This is a genomic window from Pigmentiphaga kullae (genome assembly GCF_004216695.1).
Taxonomy (GTDB): domain Bacteria; phylum Pseudomonadota; class Gammaproteobacteria; order Burkholderiales; family Burkholderiaceae_B; genus Pigmentiphaga; species Pigmentiphaga kullae.
Genome location: NZ_SGXC01000003.1, coordinates 788,391 through 813,855 on the forward strand (window position 1 = coordinate 788,391; position 25,465 = coordinate 813,855).

24 protein-coding genes are annotated in these 25,465 nt (G+C 68.7%); 19 read left to right on the top strand and 5 right to left on the bottom strand.

Going from position 1 to position 25,465, the window contains the following annotated elements:
• Nucleotides 1-32: 32 nt before the first annotated feature.
• The 6 genes from EV675_RS26495 to EV675_RS26520 all read left to right on the top strand — a co-directional run bounded on the left by EV675_RS26495 (nucleotide 33) and on the right by EV675_RS26520 (nucleotide 6,748).
• Complete coding sequence (locus EV675_RS26495) at nucleotides 33-1,427, top strand: MmgE/PrpD family protein (RefSeq protein WP_130361540.1); 1,395 nt, start codon at nucleotides 33-35, stop codon at nucleotides 1,425-1,427.
• Nucleotides 1,428-1,440: 13 nt separating this feature from the next.
• The gene (locus tag EV675_RS26500) at nucleotides 1,441-2,814 is read left to right on the top strand and encodes an MmgE/PrpD family protein (protein ID WP_165404787.1); all 1,374 of its coding nucleotides are present in this window, start codon (nucleotides 1,441-1,443) and stop codon (nucleotides 2,812-2,814) included.
• 6 nt (nucleotides 2,815-2,820) lie between these two features.
• Nucleotides 2,821-3,075: a hypothetical protein gene (locus tag EV675_RS30340; RefSeq protein WP_479724761.1), complete on the top strand. Its 255-nt coding sequence runs from the start codon at nucleotides 2,821-2,823 to the stop codon at nucleotides 3,073-3,075.
• Between the two features lie 68 nt (nucleotides 3,076-3,143).
• On the top strand, nucleotides 3,144-3,761 hold the full coding sequence (gene purN, locus EV675_RS26510; protein WP_242621605.1) for a phosphoribosylglycinamide formyltransferase: 618 nt from the start codon (nucleotides 3,144-3,146) through the stop codon (nucleotides 3,759-3,761).
• Nucleotides 3,758-5,278: an RsmB/NOP family class I SAM-dependent RNA methyltransferase gene (locus EV675_RS26515; protein WP_130361546.1), complete on the top strand. Its 1,521-nt coding sequence runs from the start codon at nucleotides 3,758-3,760 to the stop codon at nucleotides 5,276-5,278. Before purN ends, EV675_RS26515 begins: the two co-directional genes overlap by 4 nt.
• A 270-nt stretch (nucleotides 5,279-5,548) precedes the next feature.
• Nucleotides 5,549-6,748 (top strand): DesA family fatty acid desaturase, encoded by a 1,200-nt coding sequence (locus EV675_RS26520; RefSeq protein ID WP_130361548.1) that lies wholly within the window; start codon nucleotides 5,549-5,551, stop codon nucleotides 6,746-6,748.
• A 66-nt stretch (nucleotides 6,749-6,814) separates the two neighbouring features.
• Here the strand turns inward: EV675_RS26520 and EV675_RS26525 are convergent, their stop codons facing one another.
• Nucleotides 6,815-8,245, bottom strand: coding sequence for a DHA2 family efflux MFS transporter permease subunit (locus EV675_RS26525; RefSeq protein ID WP_130361550.1), 1,431 nt, complete (start codon nucleotides 8,243-8,245; stop codon nucleotides 6,815-6,817).
• Between the two features lie 286 nt (nucleotides 8,246-8,531).
• Between EV675_RS26525 and EV675_RS26530 the strand changes: the two genes are divergently transcribed.
• On the top strand, nucleotides 8,532-10,673 hold the full coding sequence (locus EV675_RS26530; protein WP_207222056.1) for a methyl-accepting chemotaxis protein: 2,142 nt from the start codon (nucleotides 8,532-8,534) through the stop codon (nucleotides 10,671-10,673).
• 44 nt (nucleotides 10,674-10,717) lie between these two features.
• On the opposite strand, the gene EV675_RS26535 is transcribed toward EV675_RS26530, so the two are convergent.
• Nucleotides 10,718-11,626: a LysR family transcriptional regulator gene (locus EV675_RS26535; protein ID WP_130361552.1), complete on the bottom strand. Its 909-nt coding sequence runs from the start codon at nucleotides 11,624-11,626 to the stop codon at nucleotides 10,718-10,720.
• Between the two features lie 139 nt (nucleotides 11,627-11,765).
• Between EV675_RS26535 and EV675_RS26540 the strand changes: the two genes are divergently transcribed.
• The 5 genes from EV675_RS26540 to EV675_RS26560 are packed head-to-tail and all read left to right on the top strand — an operon-like array spanning nucleotide 11,766 to nucleotide 17,223.
• Complete coding sequence (locus EV675_RS26540) at nucleotides 11,766-12,608, top strand: HTD2 family dehydratase (protein WP_130361554.1); 843 nt, start codon at nucleotides 11,766-11,768, stop codon at nucleotides 12,606-12,608.
• A 51-nt stretch (nucleotides 12,609-12,659) separates the two neighbouring features.
• Nucleotides 12,660-13,808 (top strand): acyl-CoA dehydrogenase family protein, encoded by a 1,149-nt coding sequence (locus EV675_RS26545; protein WP_130361556.1) that lies wholly within the window; start codon nucleotides 12,660-12,662, stop codon nucleotides 13,806-13,808.
• A 9-nt stretch (nucleotides 13,809-13,817) separates the two neighbouring features.
• Nucleotides 13,818-15,203, top strand: coding sequence for an MmgE/PrpD family protein (locus tag EV675_RS26550; protein ID WP_130361558.1), 1,386 nt, complete (start codon nucleotides 13,818-13,820; stop codon nucleotides 15,201-15,203).
• Entirely contained in the window at nucleotides 15,200-16,411 is a 1,212-nt protein-coding gene (locus EV675_RS26555; RefSeq protein WP_130361560.1) for a CaiB/BaiF CoA transferase family protein, read from the top strand. Before EV675_RS26550 ends, EV675_RS26555 begins: the two co-directional genes overlap by 4 nt.
• On the top strand, nucleotides 16,408-17,223 hold the full coding sequence (locus tag EV675_RS26560; protein WP_130361562.1) for an HpcH/HpaI aldolase/citrate lyase family protein: 816 nt from the start codon (nucleotides 16,408-16,410) through the stop codon (nucleotides 17,221-17,223). The genes EV675_RS26555 and EV675_RS26560 overlap by 4 nt, the downstream gene beginning before the upstream one ends.
• Nucleotides 17,224-17,311: 88 nt before the next feature.
• Here EV675_RS26560 and rpmG read toward each other — a convergent pair whose 3' ends face one another.
• Both rpmG and rpmB read right to left on the bottom strand, forming a co-directional pair.
• Nucleotides 17,312-17,482: a 50S ribosomal protein L33 gene (rpmG, locus tag EV675_RS26565; RefSeq protein ID WP_087839581.1), complete on the bottom strand. Its 171-nt coding sequence runs from the start codon at nucleotides 17,480-17,482 to the stop codon at nucleotides 17,312-17,314.
• A 24-nt stretch (nucleotides 17,483-17,506) separates the two neighbouring features.
• Entirely contained in the window at nucleotides 17,507-17,743 is a 237-nt protein-coding gene (rpmB, locus tag EV675_RS26570; RefSeq protein WP_124690268.1) for a 50S ribosomal protein L28, read from the bottom strand.
• Nucleotides 17,744-18,196: 453 nt separating this feature from the next.
• On the opposite strand from rpmB, the gene EV675_RS26575 reads away from it, so the two are divergent.
• The 7 genes from EV675_RS26575 (at nucleotide 18,197) to EV675_RS26605 (ending at nucleotide 24,727) form a co-directional block, all read left to right on the top strand.
• Nucleotides 18,197-18,895, top strand: a complete 699-nt coding sequence (locus EV675_RS26575) for a TetR/AcrR family transcriptional regulator (protein WP_130361564.1) — start codon at nucleotides 18,197-18,199, stop codon at nucleotides 18,893-18,895.
• Between the two features lie 71 nt (nucleotides 18,896-18,966).
• Nucleotides 18,967-20,022, top strand: a complete 1,056-nt coding sequence (locus tag EV675_RS26580; protein WP_130361566.1) for a C4-dicarboxylate TRAP transporter substrate-binding protein — start codon at nucleotides 18,967-18,969, stop codon at nucleotides 20,020-20,022.
• Nucleotides 20,023-20,042: 20 nt separating this feature from the next.
• A complete protein-coding gene (locus tag EV675_RS26585; RefSeq protein ID WP_130361568.1) occupies nucleotides 20,043-20,615 on the top strand; it encodes a TRAP transporter small permease subunit in 573 nt (190 codons plus the stop codon).
• Entirely contained in the window at nucleotides 20,612-21,931 is a 1,320-nt protein-coding gene (locus EV675_RS26590; protein ID WP_242621606.1) for a TRAP transporter large permease, read from the top strand. The genes EV675_RS26585 and EV675_RS26590 overlap by 4 nt, the downstream gene beginning before the upstream one ends.
• Nucleotides 21,932-21,946: 15 nt before the next feature.
• The gene (locus tag EV675_RS26595; RefSeq protein ID WP_130361570.1) at nucleotides 21,947-22,723 is read left to right on the top strand and encodes a cyclase family protein; all 777 of its coding nucleotides are present in this window, start codon (nucleotides 21,947-21,949) and stop codon (nucleotides 22,721-22,723) included.
• 13 nt (nucleotides 22,724-22,736) lie between these two features.
• Nucleotides 22,737-23,699 carry a 3,5-dioxohexanoate:acetyl-CoA acetone transferase gene (gene kce / locus EV675_RS26600; RefSeq protein WP_130361572.1) on the top strand — a complete coding sequence of 321 codons (963 nt, stop codon included), beginning with the start codon at nucleotides 22,737-22,739 and terminating at the stop codon, nucleotides 23,697-23,699.
• 8 nt (nucleotides 23,700-23,707) lie between these two features.
• Nucleotides 23,708-24,727 (top strand): SMP-30/gluconolactonase/LRE family protein, encoded by a 1,020-nt coding sequence (locus EV675_RS26605; RefSeq protein WP_130361574.1) that lies wholly within the window; start codon nucleotides 23,708-23,710, stop codon nucleotides 24,725-24,727.
• Between the two features lie 3 nt (nucleotides 24,728-24,730).
• Here the strand turns inward: EV675_RS26605 and radC are convergent, their stop codons facing one another.
• On the bottom strand, nucleotides 24,731-25,423 hold the full coding sequence (gene radC, locus EV675_RS26610) for a RadC family protein (protein WP_130361576.1): 693 nt from the start codon (nucleotides 25,421-25,423) through the stop codon (nucleotides 24,731-24,733).
• Between the last annotated feature and the right edge of the window lie 42 nt (nucleotides 25,424-25,465).

Here is a 25,465-nt window from a genome sequence, read left to right on the forward strand (position 1 = left end):
TTCTTCCCCTCCTGCTGCCAGAAGTCCTTGCCATGAACCCAGCCCAATCCTCGTCCATCGCCGTTACCGACGAACTGGCGCGCTTCGCCGCCGCGCTCGACTGGGAGACGGTGCCGCCGCACGTCCAGGCCATCATGCCGGTGCTGATGATCGATATGTTCCGCGCGGCCGCGGTGGGCAGCGACAAGCCCTGGACGCGCGCCGTCGGGCAGTCCTTCGGTTCGGCCACCGGCGCCGACTGCGCCAGCCTGTTGTACGCGGGCCGGCGCATCGAGGCCGGCCGCGCCGCCTTCATCAACGGCACGGCCGCCGGCGGGCTGGACTGGGACGACTCCCACGTCGCCGCCATCATCCATCCCGGCGTATGCATCTGGCCGGCGGCGCTGGCCGCCGCCGAGATCGCCGGCGCCAGTGGCCGCGAGCTGCTGACCGCGGTGCTGGCCGGCTACGAGGTGGCCATCCGCGTCGGCATGTCGATCCAGCCCGAGCATTCGCTGCGCGGCTTCCAGGGCACGCCCACCTGCGGCGCGCTGGGCGCCGCCGTCGCCTGCGCGCGCCTGTTCCGGTTGCCGGCCGAGCGCCTGCGCGATGCGCTGGGCATCGCCGCCACCTTCGCCTGCGGTCTGTCGCAGTTCTTCGTGTCGGGGTCCGACATCAAGCGCTTCCATGCCGGCAAGGCGGCCGCCAACGGCATCGAGGCCGCGCTGCTGGCACGGGCCGGACTGACCGGTCCGCGCGACGCCATCGAGGGCAGCCAGGGGTTCGGACGGGCTTTTTCCGACCGCTTCGATCCGTCCACGGCGGTCAAGGACCTCGGCCGGCATTTCCCCACGGAATGGGTCTCGCTCAAGCCGCATGCCGGCAGCGTGCGCATGCAGGCGGCGATCGAAGGCGCGGCGATGCTGGCGCGCGCCGGCGTGCGGATCGAACAGGTGGCCTCGATGGAGCTGGGCGTGCATGGCGCGATGATGAGCAAGCTGGCAGCCAACCGGCCGGTCGACTACCAGCAGGCGCAACTGAGCACGCCGTTCGCCGCCGCGATGGCCGTGGCGCTGGCGCCTGGGCGCGAAGGCCCGTTGACGCTGTCGGTCGACGATTTCGAGCAATATCTGGACGACCCCGCCATCCGCGACCTGTCGGCCCGTACCCGATGCGTGGTCGATGCCAGGGTCGAGGCATTGACGACGGCCGAGGCGGTGCCGGCGCGCGTCACCATCACGATGAAGGACGGCAGCCGGGTCGAGCAATTCGTCGAACACCCGAAGGGTTGTCCGCGCAATCCCATCACGGCCGACGAAGTCGTGCAGCGGTTTGCCGCCATCGCCGCGCCGCGCTTTGGCGCCGGCCCGGTCGATGCCTGGCTGGAACAGGCCCGCCATCCCGAGCGGCTGGCGTCGGTGGCGCCGTTGTTCTCGTTGCGTGGATGAATCCGGAGCAAGCATGGAAAATCCGACCCCGACCTTGGAACTGGCATCATTCGCCGCCGCGCTGACCTACGAACGCCTGCCGGCGTCGTCGCAGTCGGCCCTGTTCGAGTTCGTGCTCGATTACCTGCGTGTCGCCTCGTTGGGCGAGCGCATGTCCTGGAGCCGGTGGGCGCGCGATTACGTCATGCAGACGGGTGGCCCGGGCGCGGCGCCGTTGTTGTTTTCCGACGGGCGCACGGACCCAGCCAGCGCGGCTTTCCTGAACACGGTCTATGCCGGCAGCATCGATGCCGACGATACCCACGTCGGTGCGATGCTGCACCCGGGTTGCATCGTCTTTTCGGCGGCTCTGGCCATCGGCCAGAGCCGAGGGCTGGCGGGCGAGCGGGTGCTGGCGGCGGTGGCCGCGGGCTACGAGGCGATGATCCGCATCGCGCTGTGCATCCAGCCCAGCCATTTCAAGCGAGGCTTCCAGAGCACGGCCACTTGTGGCGTATTCGGCTCCGCGGTCGCGGCGGCGGCCTTGCTGTTCCCCGGCGATGCGCGCCGCATCGCCCAGACGATGGGGTTGGCGGCGTCGTTCAGCGGCGGGCTGGTGCAGTTCTTCCACTCGGGGTCGACGGTCAAGCGCATCCATGCCGCCCAGGCAGCGCGCTCCGGCGTGCACGCCGCCTTGCTGGCCGAGGCGGGTTTTTCGGGGCCGGTGGACATCCTGGAGGGGCAGGATGGTTTTGCCCGCGCGTATGCCGATCAAGTCGACTTCGCGCCGCTGTACGACCGGCTCGGCTCTTTCTATCGGATGACCGAGGTATCGATCAAGCCGCACGCATGCAGCGCCCGCGTGCTGGCTGCGGTCGAAGCGGCGGTGGACCTGTGCCGCGAGCACGATGTGGCGGCCGGCGACATCGAGGCTGTCACGCTGGGCATTCCGCGCGTCATCCAGGGCAGGCTGACCAGCAACGCACCCGCCAGCCTGCAAGGCGCGCAGATGAGCGCCCCCTTCAGCGTGGCGCTGGCGATCCGCAAGCAGATCCGCAGCGAGGTGTATGCGCTGAACGTCGACGATTTCGAGGCCGGCCTGGAAGATCCCGTGGTGATGGCGCTGGCCGCCAAGGTCGAGTGCATGATCGACGACGAGGCCGAGCGCGCCAGCACCGCCGAATCGGTCGGGGCGAGGCTGACCTTGGCCTTGCGCGACGGCCGGCGCGTGAGCCGTTTTGTCGCGGCACCGAAAGGTTCGGTGTCGCGGCCCTATTCACAAGAGGACCACGTGATGCGTGTTCGTGCCGAACTGGCGCGGCGCTATACGGAGTCCGGGGCCGATCGGTTGATCGACCAGGTACGGGACTTGCCGCAGGCGAAGGACGTCGGTGTGCTGGCGCCGTAACCGCGCATGGCGGAAAACGCCGTCGGCACCAGGATCTGGTTGGACATGGAGGCGACGATCGGGCCGTTCTTTTCGCTCTCGGCCTTGGCCGCCAGCCATTCAGGATCGCTCGAAGCGTCGGCCGACATCCGCATGGCGGCCGGGTATACAGCGGTAGACGCGAAGTTCGTGCAGCATGGCTATTTTCTCCGGGGAGCGACCTGCGGCCGGGTTCAGAGGCGATCGGCCGCTGCCGGACCCGATGATACAATCCGCCGGTGAAAGCCTCTCATTTTTCCCCGGCCCGCCGGTGCCGTTTCGTCATCCTGATTTCCGGCCGCGGCAGTAACATGCAATCCATCACGCAGGCCTGCCGCGACCAAGGCTGGCCCGCCGAGGTGGCCGCCGTGATCGCCAACCGCGAACAGGCCTCCGGCCTCGAATGGGCCGCCGGGCTGGGCATCCCCACACGGGTGGTGCCCCATCGCGACCATCCCGACCGACCCTCGTTCGACGCCGCGCTGGCGCGCGAGATCGACGCCTTCGAACCCGACTACGTGTTGCTGGCCGGTTTCATGCGCATTCTCACCGACGATTTCGTGCGGCATTATGCCGGCAGGCTGGTCAACATCCATCCGTCGCTGCTGCCGCTGTTTCCCGGCCTGGCCACCCACCGGCAGGCCCTGGAGGCAGGGGTGCCGGTCCACGGCTGCACCGTGCATTTCGTCACGCCGGTGCTGGATCATGGGCCCATGATCGCCCAGGGCGTGGTGCCGGTGCGCGCGGGGGATACAGAAGACGCCCTGGCCGAGCGCGTGCTGTCCATGGAACACGTGGTCTATCCGGCCGTGGCGTCCTGGCTGGCGCACGGTCGGGTGGCGCTGGAAGACGGCAAGGTCACGGTGGACGGCGTGGCCGACCGCGCGTTCGGCCTGGCGTCGGCAGTTTCGCGGGGAGACGAGGCATGACATCCGAACGTTCCGGTTCTTCATCCCGGCCGGCGCAGGGCGCGCGGCGTCCCGGCGGCCAGCAGGCCCGGCCCGGCGCGCGGCGCCCCGCCCCGGCGGGCGCCAATCCCGTCGCGCAGCGCATCGAGCAGGTGCGCTCCGCGCTGGGCGAGATCCTGCAGTGGTCCGGCCCGGCCGACCAGGTGCTGTCCCGCTGGTTCCGCGACCACCCCAAGCTGGGCGGGCGCGATCGCGGCACGGTGGCCGAAGCGGTCTACGACGTGCTGCGCCACCTGCGGCGCTACCGCCACGTGGCCGAGGGAGGCCGGGGTGCCGCCACGCGCCGCCTGGCTATCCTGGGCCTGGCGTCCACGCTGGGCCGGGAAGGGATACTGCCTGTCCTGGACGCCGATGAAGCGGACTGGCTGCGCCGCGTGTCCGCCATCGACCAGGCGGCGCTGCCGCGCGAGATCCGCCTGAGCATTCCCGACTGGCTGTCCGAGGCGCTGGCCATCGAACCGGACAGCGACAGCCTGCTGGCCGCGCTCAATCGCGCCGCGCCGCTGGACATCCGCGTCAACCCGATGAAGGCCGACCGCGAAACCATCCTGGCCGAATTGCGGGCGGGCGTGGCTTCCGAGATGGCCGAGCCGACGCCGTATTCGCCGTTCGGCATCCGGCTGCAGGGCCGGCCGGCGCTGACCCGGTGGGGGCGCTTCGAGGACGGCAGCATCGAGGTCCAGGACGAAGGCAGCCAGTTGCTCGCGTTGCTGGTCGCGCCCCGGCGCGGGGAAATGGTGATCGATTTCTGCGCCGGCGCCGGCGGCAAGACCCTGCTGCTGGGAGCGCTGATGCGTTCGACCGGGCGGCTGTACGCCCTGGACGTCTCGCACACGCGGCTGGCGCGTTTCAAGCCCCGCCTGGCGCGCAGCGGCCTGTCCAACGTCGTGCCGGTGGTGATCGCCAACGAGAACGACGCCCGCGTCAAGCGCCTGGCGCGCAAGGCGCACCGGGTGCTGGTGGACGCGCCGTGCAGCGGGACCGGGACGCTGCGGCGCAATCCCGACCTGAAATGGCGCCAGAATCCCGAAAGCGTGTCCGACCTGTGCGCGCTCCAGCGCAGCATCCTGGCGTCGGCGGCGCGCTGCGTGGCGCCTGGCGGCCGCCTGGTCTATGCGACCTGCAGCATCCTGCGGGTCGAGAACGAAGGGCAGGTCGAGGCTTTCCTGGCGGCCCATCCCGAGTTCGAACTGCTGCCGGCCCCCGAATTGCTGGCCGATCGCGCCGGTGCGCTGTCGCTGCCCGGCCCTTATCTGAAGCTGCGGCCCGACGTGCACGGGACCGATGGTTTCTTTGCCGCGGTGTTTCAACGGCGCCACGGTCCGGCCGTAGCCCAGGTTGCCGCGGCCGAGGCCGAATTGCCCGAACCGGATGCGCAGGCGGCCGGCTTGGACGATGAAGTCGAGGCCCCGGACGAGGAGCCCGCCCGGGACGAGGCGGCCGGATCGGCCGGGAACCTTGGGGAAGGGGATCGATAACCCTGTTATGGTTAGGGTTATCCCCCTCTTTGAAAAGGGTCGTCCCGCCCCAAGATTCGCGTTATCGTGTCGAGCGCATGGCAGAGGGCCGGATTCCGGTTTTTCCGCCATCCGGTCGCGGGTTTCCCCTGGGGAACCGCCACCGTCGTCCGGTTTCTAAGACCTTGGTCCCGCCGACTCTACCGGCGGCCAGGATCGATGGGTTCTGTTTCTTCGAGGCGCAAGGCGCCTCCCGCGCCGGCACTGCCGCCGGCCTGCCTGTGAGGTGATATGGATTTTGTGCTTTCGTTTTTGTCCGATGGTCTGCTTGGCGCGTCGTGGTGGCAGATCGTCGCCTTCACCCTGGTAGTCACCCATATCACCATTCTCGGCGTCACGATCTACCTGCACCGCAGCCAGGCGCACCGCGGCCTGGACCTGCATCCGGCCATCGCGCATTTCTTCCGTTTCTGGCTGTGGCTGACCACCGGCATGGTCACCAAGGAATGGGTGGCGATCCACCGTAAGCACCACGCCCGCTGCGAGCGTGAAGGGGATCCCCATTCGCCCATGGTGTACGGCATCGGCAAGGTGTTCTTCCAGGGCGCCGAGCTGTATCGCGACGAGGCGACCAACCGCGAGACGCTGGAGAAGTTCGGCCACGGCACGCCCAACGACTGGGTCGAGCGCAACATCTATTCGCGTTTCGGCTGGCAGGGCGTGGGCCTGATGATGGTGATCGACGTCGCGCTGTTCGGCGCGATCGGCCTGACCGTCTGGGCGGTGCAGATGATCTGGATCCCCTTCTGGGCAGCCGGCGTGGTCAACGGCATCGGCCATTTCTGGGGCTATCGCAATTACGCCAGCCCGGATGCCAGCCGCAACGTCTTCCCGTGGGGCATCGTCATCGGCGGCGAGGAACTGCATAACAACCACCACGCCTACGCGTCGTCGGCTCGCTTCTCCACCAAGTGGTACGAGTTCGACATCGGCTGGGGCTATATCCGGGCCCTGGAGATTCTGCGCCTGGCCAAGGTCAAGAAGGTCGCGCCCAAGGTGCGGCTGGCGCACGGCAAGCCGGTCGACCTGGAAACCTTGCAGGCCGTCATCACGCACCGCTACGAGATCATGGCGCGCTATGCCGACCTGCTCAAGCATGCCTGCCGCGACGAGATCGCCCGCTTGAAGGCCGCCAAGGAGTCGCACCTGCAGTGGAAGCTGCTGCGGCGCTCCAAGGCCCTCTTGCACCGTGCCGACGACGAGTCGCTGACCGATTCGCACCGCTCCGCGCTGAACACTTTGCTGGCGGACCATCGTTCGCTGGCCATCCTGGTCGAGATGCGGCGCGAACTGGCCGCCATCTGGGAACGCTCCAGCGCCTCCAGCGAGCAACTGCTGCGCGACCTGCAGGACTGGTGCAACCGCGCTCAGCAAAGCGGCATCGCGCGGCTGGAAGAGTTCTCGGCCAGGCTGCGCAGCTACGCGACCTGAGCGGCCGGTCGGACAAAAAGAAAAAAGGAGCCACGGCTCCTTTTTTCTTTGGTGGGACCGTGAGGCTCAACCCCTGGCCGGCTTGCCGTTTTTCCGCACGTGGCCGCTCAGCTCGGCGCCGGCGTTGGCCGGCAGTTCGCGGCATTGGGTAACGGCCAGCACGCCCAGAAGGCCCATGGCGGCAAAGCCCACGGTGAAGTCCGTCAATTGCACGGCCGCATGGCCCAGCGCATGCATGGAGGTGTCCAGCACCAGCGCGGCCAGGCCGATGCCCAGGGCCGCCGTCATCTGCTGGTTGGTGCTGGCCAGGCTGGTGGCCGCGCTCATGCGGGGTGGCGGCACGTCGGCGTAGACGATGGTGCCGTAGGCATTGAACTGCAGCGAACGCGCCAGGCCGCCCAGGAGCAGCAGCAGGTAGATTGCCGCCAGCGGCCACTCCGGCCGGAACGCGCCGCACAGGCCCAACAGCATCGCCGACAGCAGGCCGTTCCAGATCATCACCTTCCGGTAGCCGAAGGCCCGCAGGAAGCGCACCGAGATCGCCTTCATCACCAGGCCGCCGACGGCGCCGGCGAAGGTGATGGCGCCGCTCTCGGCGGCCGACAGGCCGAAGCCCAGTTGCAGCATCAGCGGCATCAGAAAGGGAAAGGAGCCGTAGGCCACCCGATACAGGAAGCCGCCGCGCATCGCCACGCGAAAGGTGGGGATGCGCATCAGGCTGAAGTCCAGCACCGGGTCGGCATGCCGGCGGCTGTGCCAGGCATAGGCCAGCGCGCAGGCCGCCGCGGCGGCCAGCAGGAGCAGCGCGGCCGGGGACAGGCCGCCGTGGCCCAGTCCTTCCAGCCCGACGATCAGGCAGGCCAGCGTGGCGGCCGCCAGGACGAAGCCCGCGTAGTCGAACGACGAGGGCGGCGCGTCGCTGCGGATGTCGGGGATGTAGGTGGTGGCGAGCGCGATGCCGGCCAGCCCGATGGGCACGTTGATGAAGAAGATCCAGTGCCAGGACAGGTAGGTGGTCAGGAAGCCGCCGATCAGGGGGCCGACGGCGGGGCCGATCATCGCGGGAAACAGCACCCAGGACATGGCCGAGACCAACTGGGATTTCTCCACCGTGCGCAGCAGCACCAGCCGGCCCACCGGCACCATCATCGCGCCGCTGGCGCCTTGCAGCAGCCGAGCGCCGATCAGCCACGGCAGGTTCTGCGCCAGGCCGCACAGCACGGAGCTGACGACGAACAGCATGATCGCGCCGCGGAAGGTGTTGCGCGTGCCGAAGCGGTCGGCGATCTTGCCGCTGATGGGAATGAAGGCCGCCAGGCTCAGCAGGTAGGCGGTCATGGCGAAGTTCATGCGGACCGGGGCGGTGCCCAGCGACTGCGCCATGGCAGGCAGCGCGGTCGAGATGATGGTGGAGTCCAGTTGCTCCATGAAGAACGCGCTGGCGACGATCAGCGCGATGATCCGGTAGCTGCCCTGGCGGGACGAGGCATGACCCATGAAGCCGTGGTCTCTGTGTGAGGGGTGGGGTACCCGCGCGGCGGGCCGGCGGAACAGCGGCGCGGCTCCTGCCGCGCAAGCCGGCGATTTTAGTCCTTCGCGGGCAGGGCGGCGCTGGTCCGCCGCTTGCTAGTGCACCAGAGAGTCCATCGACCCTGTTCCCACGCACGCGTCCCAGGCGCGTGCGCCTCATCGAGAGGCGGCGAGCCCTGGCGTGGTGCGCAACGGGAGAGGGTGGACGCACTCGCCGGCCCTTGCCCATTTCATAGCCAGGAGAAGAACCATCATGCTGAAAAGTGAACGGATGTCATTGAGCCGCAGCGAACGATCCTGGCTGCCGTGGTGGGGCAAGACGGGCAAGATCGCCATGGGATGGTCCACATGGCTCAATCGCGACCGCTATGCGGCGACCGAGGCGGGGTTCGAAGGCATTGCGCAGACACGTGTCGCCATTCTGAAGAATTGGGCCGACCACTTGTGGGCGCAGCTCGATGCCGCCGCCGGGCAACTGGTGCACGGGTTTCCGTCAGTGCCGCCGGGGTGGCTGGCGGAAAGGCAGGCCATGGCCGCCGATTTTTCCGAGCTGTTCGTCATCGATGCCCATGGCCGGCTGCTGGCCTCGACCGCGCCTTCGCGCATCGGCGCGGCGGATCTGTCGCCGCAGGCCGTTGCCGCCGGATTGCGGCAGCCTTTTCTGCACGGCCCGTACATCGATCCCGTCACGGCGGCGCTTCCTCCGTCCACGTCGCGTTTCCATGATGCCGTCACGCTGATGTTCTACCAGCCCGTCGTGAAGAACGGGGTGGCCGTGGGCTCCCTGTGCGGCCGCGTTCCGAACGACGTGCTGGGCGATCTCATCCAGCGCGAAGCCGGGCACGTCTTTCGCGAGTCCGGCGACAACTACGTCTTCATGGTCGAATCGCGCTTCGATCCGGCGGTCAGGCCGGGTACGGCGCTCTCGCGGTCGCGCTTCGAGGATTCCACCTTTTCCCATGGCGACAATCTCAAGCAGGGCGTGCGCACGCCGTTCGGCGTGGTCAGCGTGCGCGAGCACACCGAGCTGGAGTTGTTGTTCACCGACCCCGCGACCGGACAGCTGCACCCGGGCGTGCGCGAAACCATACGCAACCGTGAAAATCTCTTCGTCACCTATCCCGGCTATTCGGACTACCGGCATGTGCCCGTCATAGGCAAGGGCGTGACGTTCACGCTGGCGGGCTCGCCCGATACCTGGGGCATGATGTGCGAGGGCGATCTGGAAGAGGTCTATCGCTATCGCAGTATCGGATTCGGCCTGATGCGCCTGCATGGCCTGGCCATGATGTCGACGGTGGCCGTGGTGCTGGCGCTGGAGTTTGCCGGTGCGCGGCTGCCGGCGATGTGGTCGGTTGCGGCGGCGACGGCCTGGGCGATGGCGGCCACCGTTGTCTTTCATCGGTACGGCATCCGGCCGGTGTCCGAACGCATCCGCGGCACGACCGCGGTCATTCGCGCCATTGCCGAGGGGGGCGGCAACCTCAGCCAGCGCTTGCCCGTGCCGGACGGCCGCGTCGACGAGACCACCACGGTGGCCAAGTGGGTCAACAGCTTCATAGACGTCCTCGACCATACGATCGGCCGGGTGGTCAGCACGACCGACGAAATCAGCCGTTCCAACGAGTTCCTGCAGCAGAAAAGCCGCAGCAGCGCGGCGGCGTCGCGCGAGATGGTGGCGGCGACGCAGGCCATGCTGGAATCGCTGGGGCAGCAGCGCGCGGAAATCGACGCCGCGACGCAGAACGCACGTTCGATGCAGGAAGTGGCCAGCGTCGAACGTGCCCGGGCGGCGCAGCAGTTCGATATCCTGCAGGCACGCATGGGGCTGATCCGCGAGTCGGTGGGGGCGTCGGCCGACCGCATCGCGCAGCTCGACAGCAGTACGACCGAGATCGGCCGGGTGGTGACCATGATCGCCGCCATCGCCCGCCAGACCAATCTGCTGTCGCTCAATGCCGCCATCGAGGCGGCTCGCGCGGGCGAGGCGGGCCGTGGCTTTGCCGTGGTGGCCGACGAGGTGCGCAAGCTGGCAGACGGCACGGCCAAGGCGACGGCCGAGATCGACGCGATGATCAGCAAGGTGCAGCAGGAAGCCAAGGAGTCGGTGCGGATGATGGAGTCGGGACTGGAGCAGATGGAGGAGGGCTTTCGCCTGGCCGCCGGAACGGCTGCCGACCGCGGCGAGATGGACGGGGTCATGGACAGGATGTTCGACACCATCGGCCAGATCGCCGACAGGGCGCAGTTGAGCGGCCAGCAGATCGACCGCATGAGGCTGGCCGCGCAGGCCATGCGCCAGGCCATCGAAGAAGCGGGACATTCGACCGAACAGACGCGTTTTTCGACCGCCAAGCTGCACAAAGTGATGGGAGCTTTCAAAGTGACGGCGTGACGCCGGCAGGCCGCGGCGCGCCGGGTTCCCGCGCGGGGCGCCTTCTAGCGTGACCCTGCCCGGGTGGCGGCGTGGCTGCGCACGGCGTCGACCAGCGCACGCACGCAGGCGGGCAGGGCTTCCAGCTTGCGCACCAGCATGTCGCGTTCGCGTATCGCCCACGGTTCGTCCAGCGTGACGATCTCCAGCCGCATGGTCCGCTGGTGCCGCCGAGCCGCCGATTCCGGAAGGACGCCGATGCCCACGCCCGCTTCCACCATGCGGCAGACGGCCTCGAAGCCGGACACCTGGATGCGCAATGCCAGTGTCGTTCCGCGGTTCTCCACCTGTTCGCGCAGGAAGTTCAGCATGGTGCTGCCCTCGTGCAGGCTGACGTGGGGGAATTGCAGCGTGTCGTCCAGCGTCACCTGCCTGCGCCCGGCCAGGGGGTGGCCTACCGGTACCGCCAGGGCCAGGCGGTCGGTGCTGAAGTGCAAGCGCTGCAAGCCCGGAGCGACGATGGGGCCGGCCGTGATCCCCAGGTCGGTGGAGCCGTCCATGACGCCCCGGATGATGTCCCGCGTCAGCTTTTCCTGCAGATCGACCGTGACGCCCGGCCGGTCGGCCAGGAAGCGGGCCAGGATCTCTGGCATGAACTCGGTCACCGCCGTGGTGTTGGCGTAGATGCGGATGTGGCCGGTCGAGCCGGCGCCGCCGTCGGAGAACTCGCTTTTCAGGAAATCGACCTGGCGCATGACCGCGCGGGCGTGCTCCAGCAGTCTGATGCCGGCCGGCGTCAATTCCACGCCGCGGCTGTTGCGGTACAAAAGCCGCGCTTCCAGCTGGGTTTCCAGTGTCTTGATGCGGGTACTGGCCGCCGCCAGCGACAAATGGGCGCGGCGGGCGCCCTGGGTCAGGCTGGGGCCTTCGGCAACGTGGATGAAAAGGCGCAGGTCGGCCAGATCGAAGTGCATGGCGGCGCTTGGCGGAAAGATCCCATTCTACGGCGAGTCTTCGGTATTTTCGAAGACGGGGTCGAAAAAACGCAAATTTACAGAAGGCTGCGACGCGCGCATGCTGGCGACCTGCAACGCAGGAACAGGAGACTCGTCAGTGACCAGGGAGACCCCCGCCGAGCCCGGAGATTGGGCAGGGCGCACCGAAACTTCGACGGACCAGATCAGCCACGGCCTGGCCCGGCGCATCGGCGCCACGCTGGGGCAGCCGGTACCGCCTCCGGGCGCCGAGCTGCCGGAACTGTGGCATTGGGCGTATTTCCAGGAACCTGTCGAGGCCGGCGGGCTGGGCGTCGATGGCCATCCTGCCCGCGGCGGCTTTCTGCCGCCGGCCGAAGGCCGGCAGCGCATGTGGGCCGGCGGCAGGCTGGCGTTCATCCAGCCGCTGGTGGTGGGCGAGGACGCACGCCGTACCTCGACCATCCTGTCGGTGGAAGAAAAAGCCGGCCGCACCGGCGCCCTGCTGTTCGTGACCGTACAGCACGAATATCGGCAGCTTGGCCGCGTCGCCGTGCGCGAAGAACAGGACATCGTCTACCGCGAACCGTCCCCTCCGCGTACGGCCGACCCGGAGCCTTTGCCGCCGGCCGGCTGGTCGGAAACCGTCGTGCCTACGTCCACCATGCTGTTCCGGTATTCGGCGGTCACCTTCAACGGCCACCGCATCCACTACGACTGGCCCTATGCCACCGCCGAGGAAGGCTACGCCGGCCTGGTGGTGCACGGCCCCCTGATCGCGACGCTGCTGGTGGGGGCCTTCGTGCGCGCCCACCCGTCGCTGCGGCCGACGCATTTCTCGTACCGGGGCGTGCGGCCACTGATCGCGCCCACGCCCTTCGAGGCGGCGGGACGGATGACGGGCGCGGGCGTGGCCCAGGTATGGGCCGGCAACGCGCAGGGCGCGATCCAGCGTGGCGAACTGCGCTGCGTGCAGAGATAACAACCGCGGCCCGCGCGCGAGCGCGAAGGCCGCCTGTCCATCGGAGACGGCATGGAAGAGTACGACGACATCCGCCAGGGCGTGCGCGCCCTGTGCGCCCACTATGACGCGGCCTACTGGCGCGGGGTGGACGAGGCCAGGGGCTTTCCCGAGGCGTTCGTGCGCGCGCTGACCGAGGCCGGATGGCTGGGAGCGATGATCCCCGCCGAGTACGGCGGATCGGGCCTGGGGCTGTCCGAGGCCTCGGTGATCCTGGAGGAAGTGAACCGCTGCGGCGGCAACTCGGGCACGGTGCACGGACAGATGTACAACCTGTTCACGCTGGTGCGCCACGGGTCGCAGGCGCAGAAGGATCATTTCCTGCCGCGCCTGGCCAGCGGCGAACTGCGCCTGCAATCCATGGGGGTGACCGAGCCGACCACCGGCACCGACACCACCCGGATCAAGACCACCGCCGTGCGGCGCGGCGACCGCTATGTGGTCAACGGGCAGAAGGTCTGGATCTCGCGCGTGCAGCACTCCGATCTGATGATTCTGCTGGCCCGCACCACGCCCCTGGCCGAGGTCGCCAGGAAAACCGAGGGCATGTCCATCTTCCTGGTCGACCTGCGCGAAGCGATCGGCCACGGCATGGAGGTGCGTCCCATCGCCAACATGGTCAACCACGAGACCAACGAACTGTTCTTCGACAACCTGGAACTGCCCGTCGACAGCCTGATCGGCGAGGAAGGCAAGGGCTTTCGCTACATCCTGGACGGGCTGAACGCCGAGCGCACGCTGATCGCCGCCGAATGCATCGGCGACGGCCGCTGGTTCATCGAGCGTGCGCGCAGCTACGCCGGCGAACGGCAGGTGTTCGGCCGTCCGATCGGGCAGAACCAGGGCGTGCAGTTTCCCATCGCCGAGGCCCACATCGAGGTCGAGGCCGCGGACCTGATGCGCTGGCGCGCCTGCCGCGAATACGACGGCGGCGTGCACGCGGGCGCCAGCGCCAACATGGCCAAGTACCTGGCCGCCAAGGCTTCCTGGGAAGCGGCCAACGTGTGCCTGCAGACGCACGGTGGCTTCGGCTTCGCCTGCGAGTACGACGTCGAGCGCAAGTTCCGCGAGACGCGCCTCTATCAGGTGGCGCCGATCTCGACCAACCTCATCCTTTCCTACGTGGCCGAGCATCTGCTTGGGCTGCCGCGTTCCTTCTGAGGCGTTTCCATGGACAAGACCAGCCTGGCGCGGAACGGCGCCACCGGCGCCCTGTGCGAATTCCTGGCGGCGCTGCGTTTCGAGGACCTGCCAGCGCCATTGGTGGACCGGACCGAAGACCTGTTCCTGGACTGGGTGGCGTCGGCCCTGGCCGGGAAGGGCGGACATCCGGTGCCGCTGTTCGAGCGCTATGCCGCCGCGATGGGGCCGGCGCAAGGGCGCTGCGCGATCCTGACCAACCGGCGCACCACGTCGGCGCATTTCGCCGCCCTGGTCAACGGCGCGGCCTCGCACCTGGTCGAGCAGGACGACCTGCACAACAGTTCGGTGCTGCATCCGGCCACCGTGGTGTTTCCCGCCGTCTTCGCCGCGGCGCAGGACCTGGGCAAGTCGGGTAGCGAACTGCTGCTGGCCGCGGTGGCGGGCTACGAGGCCGGCGTGCGCATCGGCGAATTCCTGGGACGGTCGCATTACCGCATCTTCCATACGACCGGCACCGTGGGCACGCTGGCGGCCGCGGCGGGCGTGGCCAAGCTGCTGGGGCAGGATGCGCGGACGCTGGCGCACACGCTGGGGTCGGCCGGAACCCAGGCCTCGGGCCTGTGGGAGTTCCTGCGCGAGGCCGCCGATTCCAAGCAGCTCCATACCGGGCAGGCGGCCGCGAATGGGCTCCTGGCCGCCTATCTGGCACAGGATGGCCTGACCGGCGCGAACGGCGTGCTCGAAGGCCGGCAGGGCATGGCGGCGGGCATGTCCTCGGACGCGGATCCGGGTCGGCTGGGCGATCGCCTGGGCCAGCGCTGGGCCACGCTGGAAACATCATTCAAGTTCCACGCCTCGTGCCGCCACACCCATCCGGCCGCCGATGCGCTGTTGCACCTGATGCGTACCGAAGGCATCGCCCACGGCGACATTGCTTCGATCCGCGCCCGGGTGCACCGCGCCGCCATCGACGTGTTGGGCAACGTGGACGAACCCAGCACCGTGCACCAGGCGAAGTTCTCGATGGGGGCGGTGCTGGGCCTGATCGCGGTCCATGGCCGCGCCGGCCTGGAGGAATTCCGCGACCATGCGCTGACCGATCCGGCGGTGGCGGACATCCGCCGGCGCACGACCATGGTGCTGGACGACGAGGTCGACCGCGCCTATCCCGCCCGCTGGCTGGGCCGGGTCGAGGTCGAGACGCGCGACGGCCGGCGCCTGGCGGCCGCCATCGATAGTCCCAAGGGCGATCCGGACAACACCTTGTCGCGTCCCGAGCTGGAAACCAAGCTGCGGCGCCTGGCGGCCTTCTCCGGCGCCGCGACGCCGGCGCAGATCGATGCCTGGATCCCCCGTCTGTGGAACCTGCGGCACGCGCGCGACCTGTCCGATTTTGTGCCGGAGGCCGCATGAGCGCATTTCTTTCATCCACCGCACCGCGGCCGCTGGACGGCGTCACCGTGCTGAGCCTGGAGCACGCCATCGCGGCGCCGTTCTGCACGCGGCAACTGGCCGACCTGGGCGCGCGCGTGATCAAGATCGAGCGTCCCGGGACCGGCGACTTCGCACGCGGCTACGACGAACGCGTCCGAGGGCTGTCGTCCCACTTCGTCTGGACCAACCGTTCGAAGGAAAGCCTGGCGCTGGATCTGAAGCAGGCGGGCGCGCGCGAGGTGCTGGAGCGGCTGCTGCCGCACGTCGACGTGCTGGTGCAGAACCTGGCGCCCGGCGCGGCCGACAGGCTGGGGTTGTCGTTCGAGGCGCTGCACGCGCGGCATCCCAGGCTGATCGTCTGCGACATTTCGGGCTATGGCGACAGCGGCCCGTACCGGGACAAGAAAGCCTACGACCTGCTGATACAAAGCGAGGGCGGCTTCCTGTCGGTCACGGGCACGCCCGACGAGCCGTCCAAGGCCGGCGCCTCGGTGGCCGACATCGCCGCCGGCATGTACGCCTATTCCAACATCCTGGCCGCGCTGCTGCTGCGGGCCACGACGGGCAAGGGCAGCCGCATCGACGTCTCCATGCTCGAAAGCATGGTCGAGTGGATGGGCTACCCCATGTACTACGCGTTCGACGGCGCGCCCCCGCCGCCGCGCTCGGGCGCCGCGCACGCGACCATCTATCCCTACGGTCCGTTTCCCGCCGGCGATGGCGGCACCGTGATGCTCGGCCTGCAGAACGAACGCGAATGGCGCGTGTTCTGCGAGCGCGTGCTGGCGCGGCCCGAACTGGCCGGAGATCCCCGTTTCGACGCAAACTCGCGGCGCACCGAAAACCGGGCCGCGCTGCGCGACATCATCGTGGAGGTCTTCGCCGGCATGACCACCGGACAGGTCATGGCGGCGCTGGACGAGGCCCAGATCGCCAACGCGCGCGTCAACGACATGGCCGGCGTCTGGGCCCACCCGCAATTGGCGGCCCGCCAGCGCTGGACTCGCGTCGACAGTCCCGCCGGCGCGTTGCCCGCGCTGCTGCCACCGGGCACGGGCGGCGCCTACGGCGCCCGCATGGACCCCGTGCCGGCGCTGGGCGCCCACACGGCGGCCATCCTGGCCGAACTCGGCTACGGCGAAGCCGACGTCCAGGCCTTGCGCGCCGCCGGGGCGGTGGGCGCATGACGCGCGTGCGATCGGCCCTGTTCGTGCCGGGAGACCGGCCCGAACGGCTGCCCAAGGCGCTGGCCAGCGGCGCGGATGCCGTCATCGTGGACCTGGAGGACGCGGTCGAGCCCGGCGCCAAGGATGCCGCGCGCGCGGCCGTGGCGGCATCCCTGCGGGGTTGCGCGGACGGGGCGGTGGTGGTGCGCATCAATGCGGTCCGGACAGCCTGGTTCGACGAGGACATCGCGCTGTGCGCCGCCAGCCCGGCGGTGGCCGCGGTGATGCTGCCCAAGGCGGAATCGGCGGCGGACGTGGCCCGCGCGGCAGCCGCCGCACGGCCCGTGTGGCCGCTGATCGAAAGCGCGCGCGGCGTGCTGGCGCTGGAGGCCATTGCCGGTGCGCCGGGAGTGGGGCGCCTGGTGTTCGGCAGCCTGGATTTCGCGCTGGATCTCGATCTGGATCCGGTGTCGGTGGCTGGCCGCGCGGTCCTGGACGATGTCCGGCATCGCATGCTGCTCCATGCGCGCGCCGCGGACCTGCCCGCGCCGCTCGATGGCGTGCATCCGCAACTGGACGACACCGACGGCCTGCGCGCCGAAGCCGCGCGGGCACGCGGCGCCGGCATGGGCGGCATGCTGTGCGTGCACCCCAGGCAGGTCGCCGCCATCAACGAGGCCTTCAGTCCTTCGGAAGCGGAACTGGCGGGGGCTCGCCGCGTTGTCCTGGCGGCGGCAGGGCAGCGGGGGGCGTTCCGGCTGGATGGAAAGATGGTCGACGCGCCGGTGCTGGCACGGGCCCGGCGGACGATGGAGGCCGCGGGCGAGCCATAGCGGCGGGCGTTCGCTGCGGGCAAAGAAAAACCCCGCCTGAGCGGGGTTTTTTCCTGGGCGCCGGCAGGGCCGGCGCGAACCGAGCCGATTACTTCAGCTTGGTTTCCTTGTAGTCCACGTGCTTGCGCGCGACCGGATCGAACTTCTTGATCAGCATCTTTTCCGGGGTGGTGCGCTTGTTCTTGGTCGTGGTGTAGAAATGCCCGGTTCCGGCGGTGGACTCGAGCTTGATCTTTTCGCGAATACCCTTGGCGGCCATGGTGTGCTCCTGTGGATCCGGTGGTTAAACGGCTTCGCCGCGAGCGCGCAGATCGGCCAGGACGGCTTCGATGCCGTTCTTGTCGATGGTGCGCAGGGCGTTCGTGCTGACGCGCAGACGGACCCAGCGGTTTTCGCTTTCGACCCAGAACCTGCGGGATTGCAGGTTCGGCAGGAAGCGACGCTTGGTCTTGTTGTTGGCGTGGGAAACGTTGTTGCCCGTGATCGGACCCTTACCGGTTACTTGACATACTCGTGCCATGGCGACACCTCTTCTGCTATTTCGTGAATTCGGGAGACGGATCCGGGGGCCGGCTATGCCGGACTGTGCCCCGAAGTTCTGGCGCGGCTTGGCAGGATGGATGCCGACCCGGTTCGCACGGGTTCTCAAGGTACCCCGGCGCATGGCCAGAATGCGTTGAGAACGTGCGCTGCAAACATCCCGAGCCGGGTTTTACCAGGTTCGAAACGTCTATTTCCCGGGGCGAGTTTTCTCGCGGACCAAGGGTAACGCCGTAAAGCTCGCAAGAATAGCACGAAAGCCGGCGTTTTTTCAAGCCGTTGTTTGTGGCGCAGCTTGTTTTCCCACGGAGCCCGCCCCCGGGATTCTACGACACCCGGCAACCGGGGACGCGCTCAGGCTCCTCGCTAACCCTATGTTGACTGATCGATCAGTCAGGGCCTAGGCTAGCGCATCCCTACCAGGAAGCGCGCCTTGACCGACCAGAATGCCCGAACCGCCATCCTCGACGCCGCCGAAGGGGTATTCGCCGCCCATGGCTTCGATGGCACCAGCATGCGGCAGATCGCCAACGAGGCCGGCGTGGCCCAAGCGCTGCTGCACTATCACTTCGGCACCAAGGAAAAGCTGTACGAGGCCATGTTCGCGCGCCGCTCCGACGCCATCAACGCCGTGCGCGCGGCCGCGCTGGACCGGTTGTTCGGGCCGGACGGGCAGGGGCGGCCCACGCTGGGCGACCTGCTCGAGGCCCTGTTCCGGCCCACCGTGGAGTTCGGCCACGAGGGGCCCGCGGGCAACCTGTTCTCGCGCGTGCTGGCCGCCACCGCCAATGCCGACGACGAACGCTCGCGCACGCTGATCGGCGCCCACTACGACGCGATCGCCCGCCGCTTCATCGACGCCTTCCGCCGCGTCCTGCCTCCGTTGCGGCAGGACGACGCGGTGTGGTCCTACATGTTCGCCATCGGCGTGGGCATGACCATGATGGCCGCCACCGGCCGGGCGGGGCGCCTGTCCGATGGCGCCTGCGACGACAGCGACGTCGACGCCGTCATGGCCCGCCTGGTGCCTTTCATCAGCGCCGGCATCGAGGCGCTGGCGGCCGATCGCGCCGCCGGCGGCACGGGCCGTCCTCCCGTCTTTCCCCCGCGTTCCGGTTCCGGAGCCGGCTGATTCCCCGGGGTCCTGCCCCGACCGAGAGAACCGGGCCGCCACGAGCCCGGCCCCCTGACAAGGAGACATGCATGCGTATTCTGCCGGCCGCATTGGCGGCTTTGCTGGCCACCGCCACGATGGCGGTACAGGCCAAGACCATCACCGTGACGCTGGTCAACGGCCATCCGCCGGTGTTCCGCTGGGTCAAGCACCTGCAGGAGTCCTTCGTGCCGGCGGTGAACAAGGCGCTGGAAGGTTCGGACATCAGGCTCGAGTGGAAGCAGCAGTACGGCGGCGCGCTGGCCAAGGTGGGCGAGGAACTGGAAGCGGCGCAGGACGGCGTGGCCGACATCGCGCTGGTGCCCACGATCTTCGAGCCGGCCAAGCTGCCGCTGCAGAACGTCACCTACTACACGCCCTTCGTCTCGGACGATCCCGGCCTGGTGACCCGGGCGGTGCAGGACGTGCAGCGCAAGATCCCGGCGATGATGAAGGCCTGGGAGGCGAACGACGTCGTCTACATCGGCGGCGGCTTCGGGCTGGACGACTACCTGTTGTTCACGAAATTTCCGGTCAAGAGCCTGGACGATCTGAAGGGCCGCAAGATCGGCACGCCGGGCACGTCGATCAACTGGATGAAGGGCACGGGCGCGGTGGGCGTCGCGGGCAACCTGACCGAGTACTACAACTCGCTGCAGACCGGTCTCTACGACGGCGTGGTCACCTTCGCCACCGCGGCCCTGCCGGCCAAGATCCAGGAGGTCGCGCCCTACATCACCCAGATCGGCTACGGCGCCCAGTACTCGGGCGGCATCGCGGCCAACAAGGACTGGTACGACGCCCAGCCGGAAGCCTTGAAGAAGGCCTTGAAGGCGGGCGCCGACGCGTTCGAGAAGGCCTATACCGACGACCTTCGCAAGGCCACCCGCGCCGCGCTGGACGAACTGGTCGCCAAGGGCGGCAAGCTCAATGCGGAATCGGCCAGCCTGCGGAGCGCCTACGCCAAGGCGCTGGAGGACCCGACCAAGAGCTGGATCGCCGAGTTGCAGAAGAAAAAGCTGCCGGCCAAGGAGGTGCTGGACGCCTACATGAAGGAAGTACGGGCCGCCGGCGCCAAGCCGGTGCGCGACTGGGATCGGAACTGAACCGGGCGGCGAGGTCATCCATGTCTGAAGTCCCCACCGCCGGCGAGGGAGATTTCCTCCCGCCGTCCACCCACCCGCTGCTGCGCGTCCTGGATGCCTGCACCGCGGTCCTGAACGCGATCGGCACGCTGCTGATCGTGGGCGTGATGGTCGCCATCAACTCCGACATCGTCGGCCGCGCCTTCTTCGGCCATCCCATCTCGGGAGTGCCCGAGATGGTCAGCATGTCCATCGTCGCCATCGTCTTCCTGCAGGTCGCCCATTCGCTGCGGCTGGGCGGGCTGACGCGGGCGGAGGTGCTGCTGGACAAGCTGCCGCCGCGCGGGCGGGCCGGGCTGGAGGCTCTGTACTGCCTGATCGGCGCCGCGTTCTGCGCGGTGCTGTTCAACGGTCTCGCGCCGCTGTTCGAGCGGGCCTGGTCGCGCGATCTGTTCGTCGGCGCGATCGGCGATTTCACCGCGCCGATCTGGCCGGTGCGGCTGATCATGCTGGTGGGGACGGCGGCGCTGGGCCTGCAGTTCCTGGCCAGGGCGGTGCGCGCGCTGTGCGCGGCCGCGACGACGCACGGCCGGGCCGTGCAGGCGGGGGCATGACCATCATGAGCGATCTGGTCATCGGCGCGCTGGCGCTGTTCGGGATGGTGGGGCTGATCTACGCCGGCATGCACGTCGCCATCGCGCTGGCCGTGTGTTCCTTCCTGGGCGTGCTGGCGATCAAGGGCAGCTTCCTGATCACCGGCCGCATGCTCGCCCTGGCCGCCACCGAGTCCATCGATTCCTACATCTTCGGCGTGGTGCCGCTGTTCGTGCTGATGGGCTTCGTCGTGTCGCAGGCCGACATCGGGCGGGACGCGTTCGACGTCGCCAACCGCATGCTGGGCCGCATCAAGGGCGGCCTGGGCATCGCCACCGTGGGCGCCAACGCCATCTTCGCCGCCATCACCGGCATCTCGATCGCCTCGGCGGCGGTGTTCACGCGCGTGGCCGTGCCCGAGATGCTGCGGCACGGCTACACCAAGCGCTTCGCCTACGGCATCGTGGCGGGCAGCTCGGTGCTGGGCATGCTGATCCCGCCCAGCCTGCTGCTCATCCTGTACGGCATCCTGACCGAGCAGTCGGTGGGGGACCTGTTCCTGGCCGGCGTGGTGCCGGGCATCGTGCTGGCGATCGCCTTCGGCCTGGGCGTCTACTGGCTGGCCCGCAATCGCCCGGATTTCGCCGGTTCCAGCATTTCCGAGGACGTCGTGCCGCTGTCCGCCGCCGCGATGGGGCGCAAGGCGCTGCCCATCGTGCTTTTGATCGGCCTCGTGCTGGGCGGCATCTACGGCGGATTCTTCACGCCCACCGAAGCCGGGGCCGTGGGCGCGCTGGGCGCGATCGTGATCGGCCTGTTCCGGCGCGCGCTGCCGCCCGGCCGCATCTGGCGGGTATTGACCGACACCGGCCAGGTCACCGCCGCCATCTGCTTCCTGATCATCGCGGCCAGCATGTATTCGCGCATGCTGTCGCTGAGCGGCCTGCCGGAGTTCCTGAGCGCGGCGCTGGCGGCCAGCGACATCGGCTACTGGGGCATCATCATCGCCTACGTGCTGCTGATCGTCGCGATGGGGACCATCCTGGACAGCTCGTCCATCCTCTTGATCGTGGTGCCGCTGTTCTATCCGATCATGAAGGCCTTCGGCATCGATCCCATCTGGTTCGGCATCGTCACCGTGATCGCCGTCGAGGTCGGCCTGCTGACGCCGCCGTTCGGGCTGTCCGTATACGTCATCAAGGGGACCTCGCCCGACCGTACGTTGAAACTGGGCGAGATCTTCCACGGCGCCCTGCCGTTCGCCGCCATCATGCTGGCGGTGCTCGCCCTGATCCTGGTATTTCCGTGGCTGGCCACCGGCCTGCTCGGACGCTGAACGAAGGAGCCCATCATGCCTCGACGTTTCGTCGATCTTTCCGTCGCCCTGGACGACCGCATTGCTTCCGATCCGCCCGGCCACCTGCCGCAGATCGCCTATCTCGACCATCGTTCGACCGCCGCCGACATGGCGTCCTTCTTTCCCGGGCTGGACGTGGCCGACCTGCCGGGCGGCGAGGGATGGGCCATCGAGCGGCTGAACGTCTCGACCCACAACGGCACGCACCTGGATGCGCCGTACCACTTCCACTCGACCATGGATGGCGGCGAGCGTGCCATCACCATCGACGAGGTTCCGCTGGAGTGGTGCTTCAGCCGCGGCGTGAAGCTGGATTTCCGCCACCTGCCCGACGGCCACGTGGTCACGCCCGAGGAAGTCGAGGCCGAACTGGCCCGCATCGGCCACGTGCTCGAACCCTACGACATCGTGCTGGTGAACACGGCGGCCGGGGCGCGCTACGGCCAGCCCGACTACGTGTCGGCCGGCTGCGGCATGGGCATGGAGGCCACGCTGTACCTGACCGAGCGCGGCGTGCGCGTGACCGGCACCGACGGCTGGAGCTGGGACGCGCCCTTCGTGCACACGGCCAAGCGCTTCGCCGAGAGCCCGGATCCGGCCATGATCTGGGAAGGCCACCGCGCCGGCATGGCCCGCGCCTATTGCCACCTGGAAAAGCTCGGCAACCTGGAAAGCCTGCCGCCGCACGGATTCACCGTCTCGTGCTTTCCCTACAAGATCCGTGGCGCCTCGGCCGGTTTCACCCGCGCCGTGGCCATCTTCGAAGACTGAACCGGAGCCCGTGATGAACGACACCCAAGCCAAGCCCGCCAAGAAAGCCGCGCCCAAGATCATCATTACCTGCGCGGTCACGGGCGGCATCCATACGCCCACCATGTCCGAGGCGCTGCCCTACCGCCCCGAGGACATCGCCGAGCAGTCCATCGCCGCGGCCCAGGCCGGCGCGGCCATCCTGCACCTGCACGCGCGCGATCCCAAGGACGGCCGGCCCACGCCCGATCCGGCGGTGTTCATGCAATTCCTGCCGAAGATCAAGGAAGCCACCGACGCCGTCATCAACGTCACCACCGGCGGCGGCCTGAACATGACCGTGGAGCAGCGCCTGGCCGCGCCGCTGCTGGCCAGACCCGAGATGTGTTCGCTCAACATGGGCTCGATGAACTTCGGCATCTACCCCATGGCCGATCGCTACAAGCAGTGGAAGTTCGATTGGGAAGAGAGCTACCTGCGCAACACCGACGACTTCATCTTCCGCAACACCTTCCGCGACATCGAACGCATCCTGAAGATGCTGGGCGAAGAGCACGGCACCCGCTTCGAGCACGAGTGCTACGACGTCGGCCACCTGTACAACGTCGCGCACTTCGTCGACCGCGGGCTGCTCAAGCCGCCGTTCTTCATCCAGATGATCTTCGGCATCCTGGGCGGCATCGGCGCCGAACTGGATAACCTGATGTTCATGAAGCGCACGGCCGACCGGCTGTTCGGCAACGACTACCGCTGGTCGGTGCTGGCCGCCGGCCGCCACCAGATGAACTTCGCCACCCAGGCTGCCTTGCTGGGCGGCAGCGTGCGGGTCGGGCTGGAGGACAGCCTGTACATCGGCAAGGGCCAACTGGCGGCGTCGAACGCCGACCAGGTCGCCAAGGTGCGCCGCATCCTGGAGGAAATGGGGCACGAGATCGCGACGCCGGACGAGGCCCGCGCCATGCTGGCGCTCAAGGGCGCGGACCGGGTCGGGTTCTGAGCGCGGCCATGGCGGGCGCTTTCAATCCGCTGGACGGCTTCGTCGTCGATCCGGCCGCCATCGCCTATGCGGGGCAGGGGCTGCAACGCCCCGAATGCATCCTGGCCGAGCGCGACGGTTCGCTGTGGGCCGCCGATGCGCGCGGCGGCGTGGTCCACATCCGGCCCGACGGCAGCCAGCGGCTGGTCGCGCAGCAGGCCGACACGCATTTTCGCCAGGCCGCCGACGACGCCACCCGCTTCGTCGCGGGCACGCTGCCCAACGGCCTGGCCTTCGCGCGCAACGGCGATATCGTCATCTCCAATTTCGGCACCGACCGGCTGGAGCTGATGACGCGCGAGGGTCGCAGCCGCGTGCTGGCCGACACCGTGGACGGCCAGCCCATCGGCAAGGTCAACTTCGTGCTGCGCGACAGCCGCGACCGGCTGTGGCTGACCATTTCCACCCGCATCACGAACTGGATGCAGGCCATGGATCCCAAGGTGGCCGACGGCTACGTCGCGCTGTACGAGCACGGCCGGCTGCGCATCGTGGCCGATGGTTTCCACTTCACCAACGAGATTCGGCTCGACGCCCGCGAGGAGTGGCTGTACGTGGCCGAGACCTGCGCGCGGCGCGTCTCGCGCCTGCGGGTGGCGCCGGACGGCAGCCTGTCGGGCCGCGAGGTGTTCGGCCCCGCCGACCATGGCGCGTTCATCGACGGCATCGCGTTCGATGCCCACGGCAACCTGTGGGGTACGCACGTGATGACGGACCGGATCTTCGCGATCACGCCGGAAGGGGAGCTGCGGATCGTGCTGGACGACGATGGCGGCAGCGCCGCGGGGAAGGCGTTGATGGCGGCGTTCGAGCGGAGCGAGGCGACGCCGGAGATGATGCTGGCCTGCGGCGGGAAGATCGCGCCGTGGTTCGCGAGCGTGACGTTCGGGGGGGCGGACCTGCGGACGGTTTACATCGGCAGCCTGCGGGGGGAGCGGATTCCGTACTTCCGTGCGCCCGTGGCGGGGCTGCCCATGGCGCACTGGTAGTGCCTACATCACCCCGCGTTCCGCCAGCGACGTCGTCTGCCCGCCCGCCACGATGATGTGATCGAGCAGGCGCACGTCGACCAGCGCGAGCGCGGCGCGGACGTGGCGGGTGAGGTGTTCGTCGGCCTGGCTGGGTTCGGCGTTGCCCGATGGGTGGTTGTGGGCCAGGATGACCGAGGCGGCGTGGTGGCGCAGCGCGGCGCGGACGATCTCGCGCGGGTAGATGGTGGCCTGGGACAGGGTGCCCTGGGACAGGATTTCGCTGGTGATGAGGCAGTTGCGCGCGTCCAGATACAGCGCCATGCAGCATTCGATGCGGCGGTGGGCCAGGGTGGCGGCGCAGTAGCGGCGCACGTGGTCGGGGCGGGAAAGCGCGTCGCCGCGGTGGATTTCCTCGGCCAGCTCGCGCCGGGCGAGTTCCAGGATGGCCTGCAGTTGCGCGGCCTTGACTTCCCCCAGGCCGGGCATGCCCCGCAGTTCGTCGCGCGAGGCGCCGAACAGGCCGCGCAGGCCGCCGAATCGCGCCAGCAGGCGCCGGCCCAGTTCGAGCGCGTTGCAGCCGTGCGTGCCGGTGCGCAGCAGCACGGCCAGCAGTTCGGCGTCGGTCAGCACCGTGGGGCCGTGGCGCAGCAGGCGCTCGCGGGGGCGTTCTTCGGGGGGCAGGGAGGCCTGGAGAGTGGGAAGGGCGGTCGGCATGGCGGCGGGACGGGTAAAATCGGTTCTTTGGCGCACAGCATC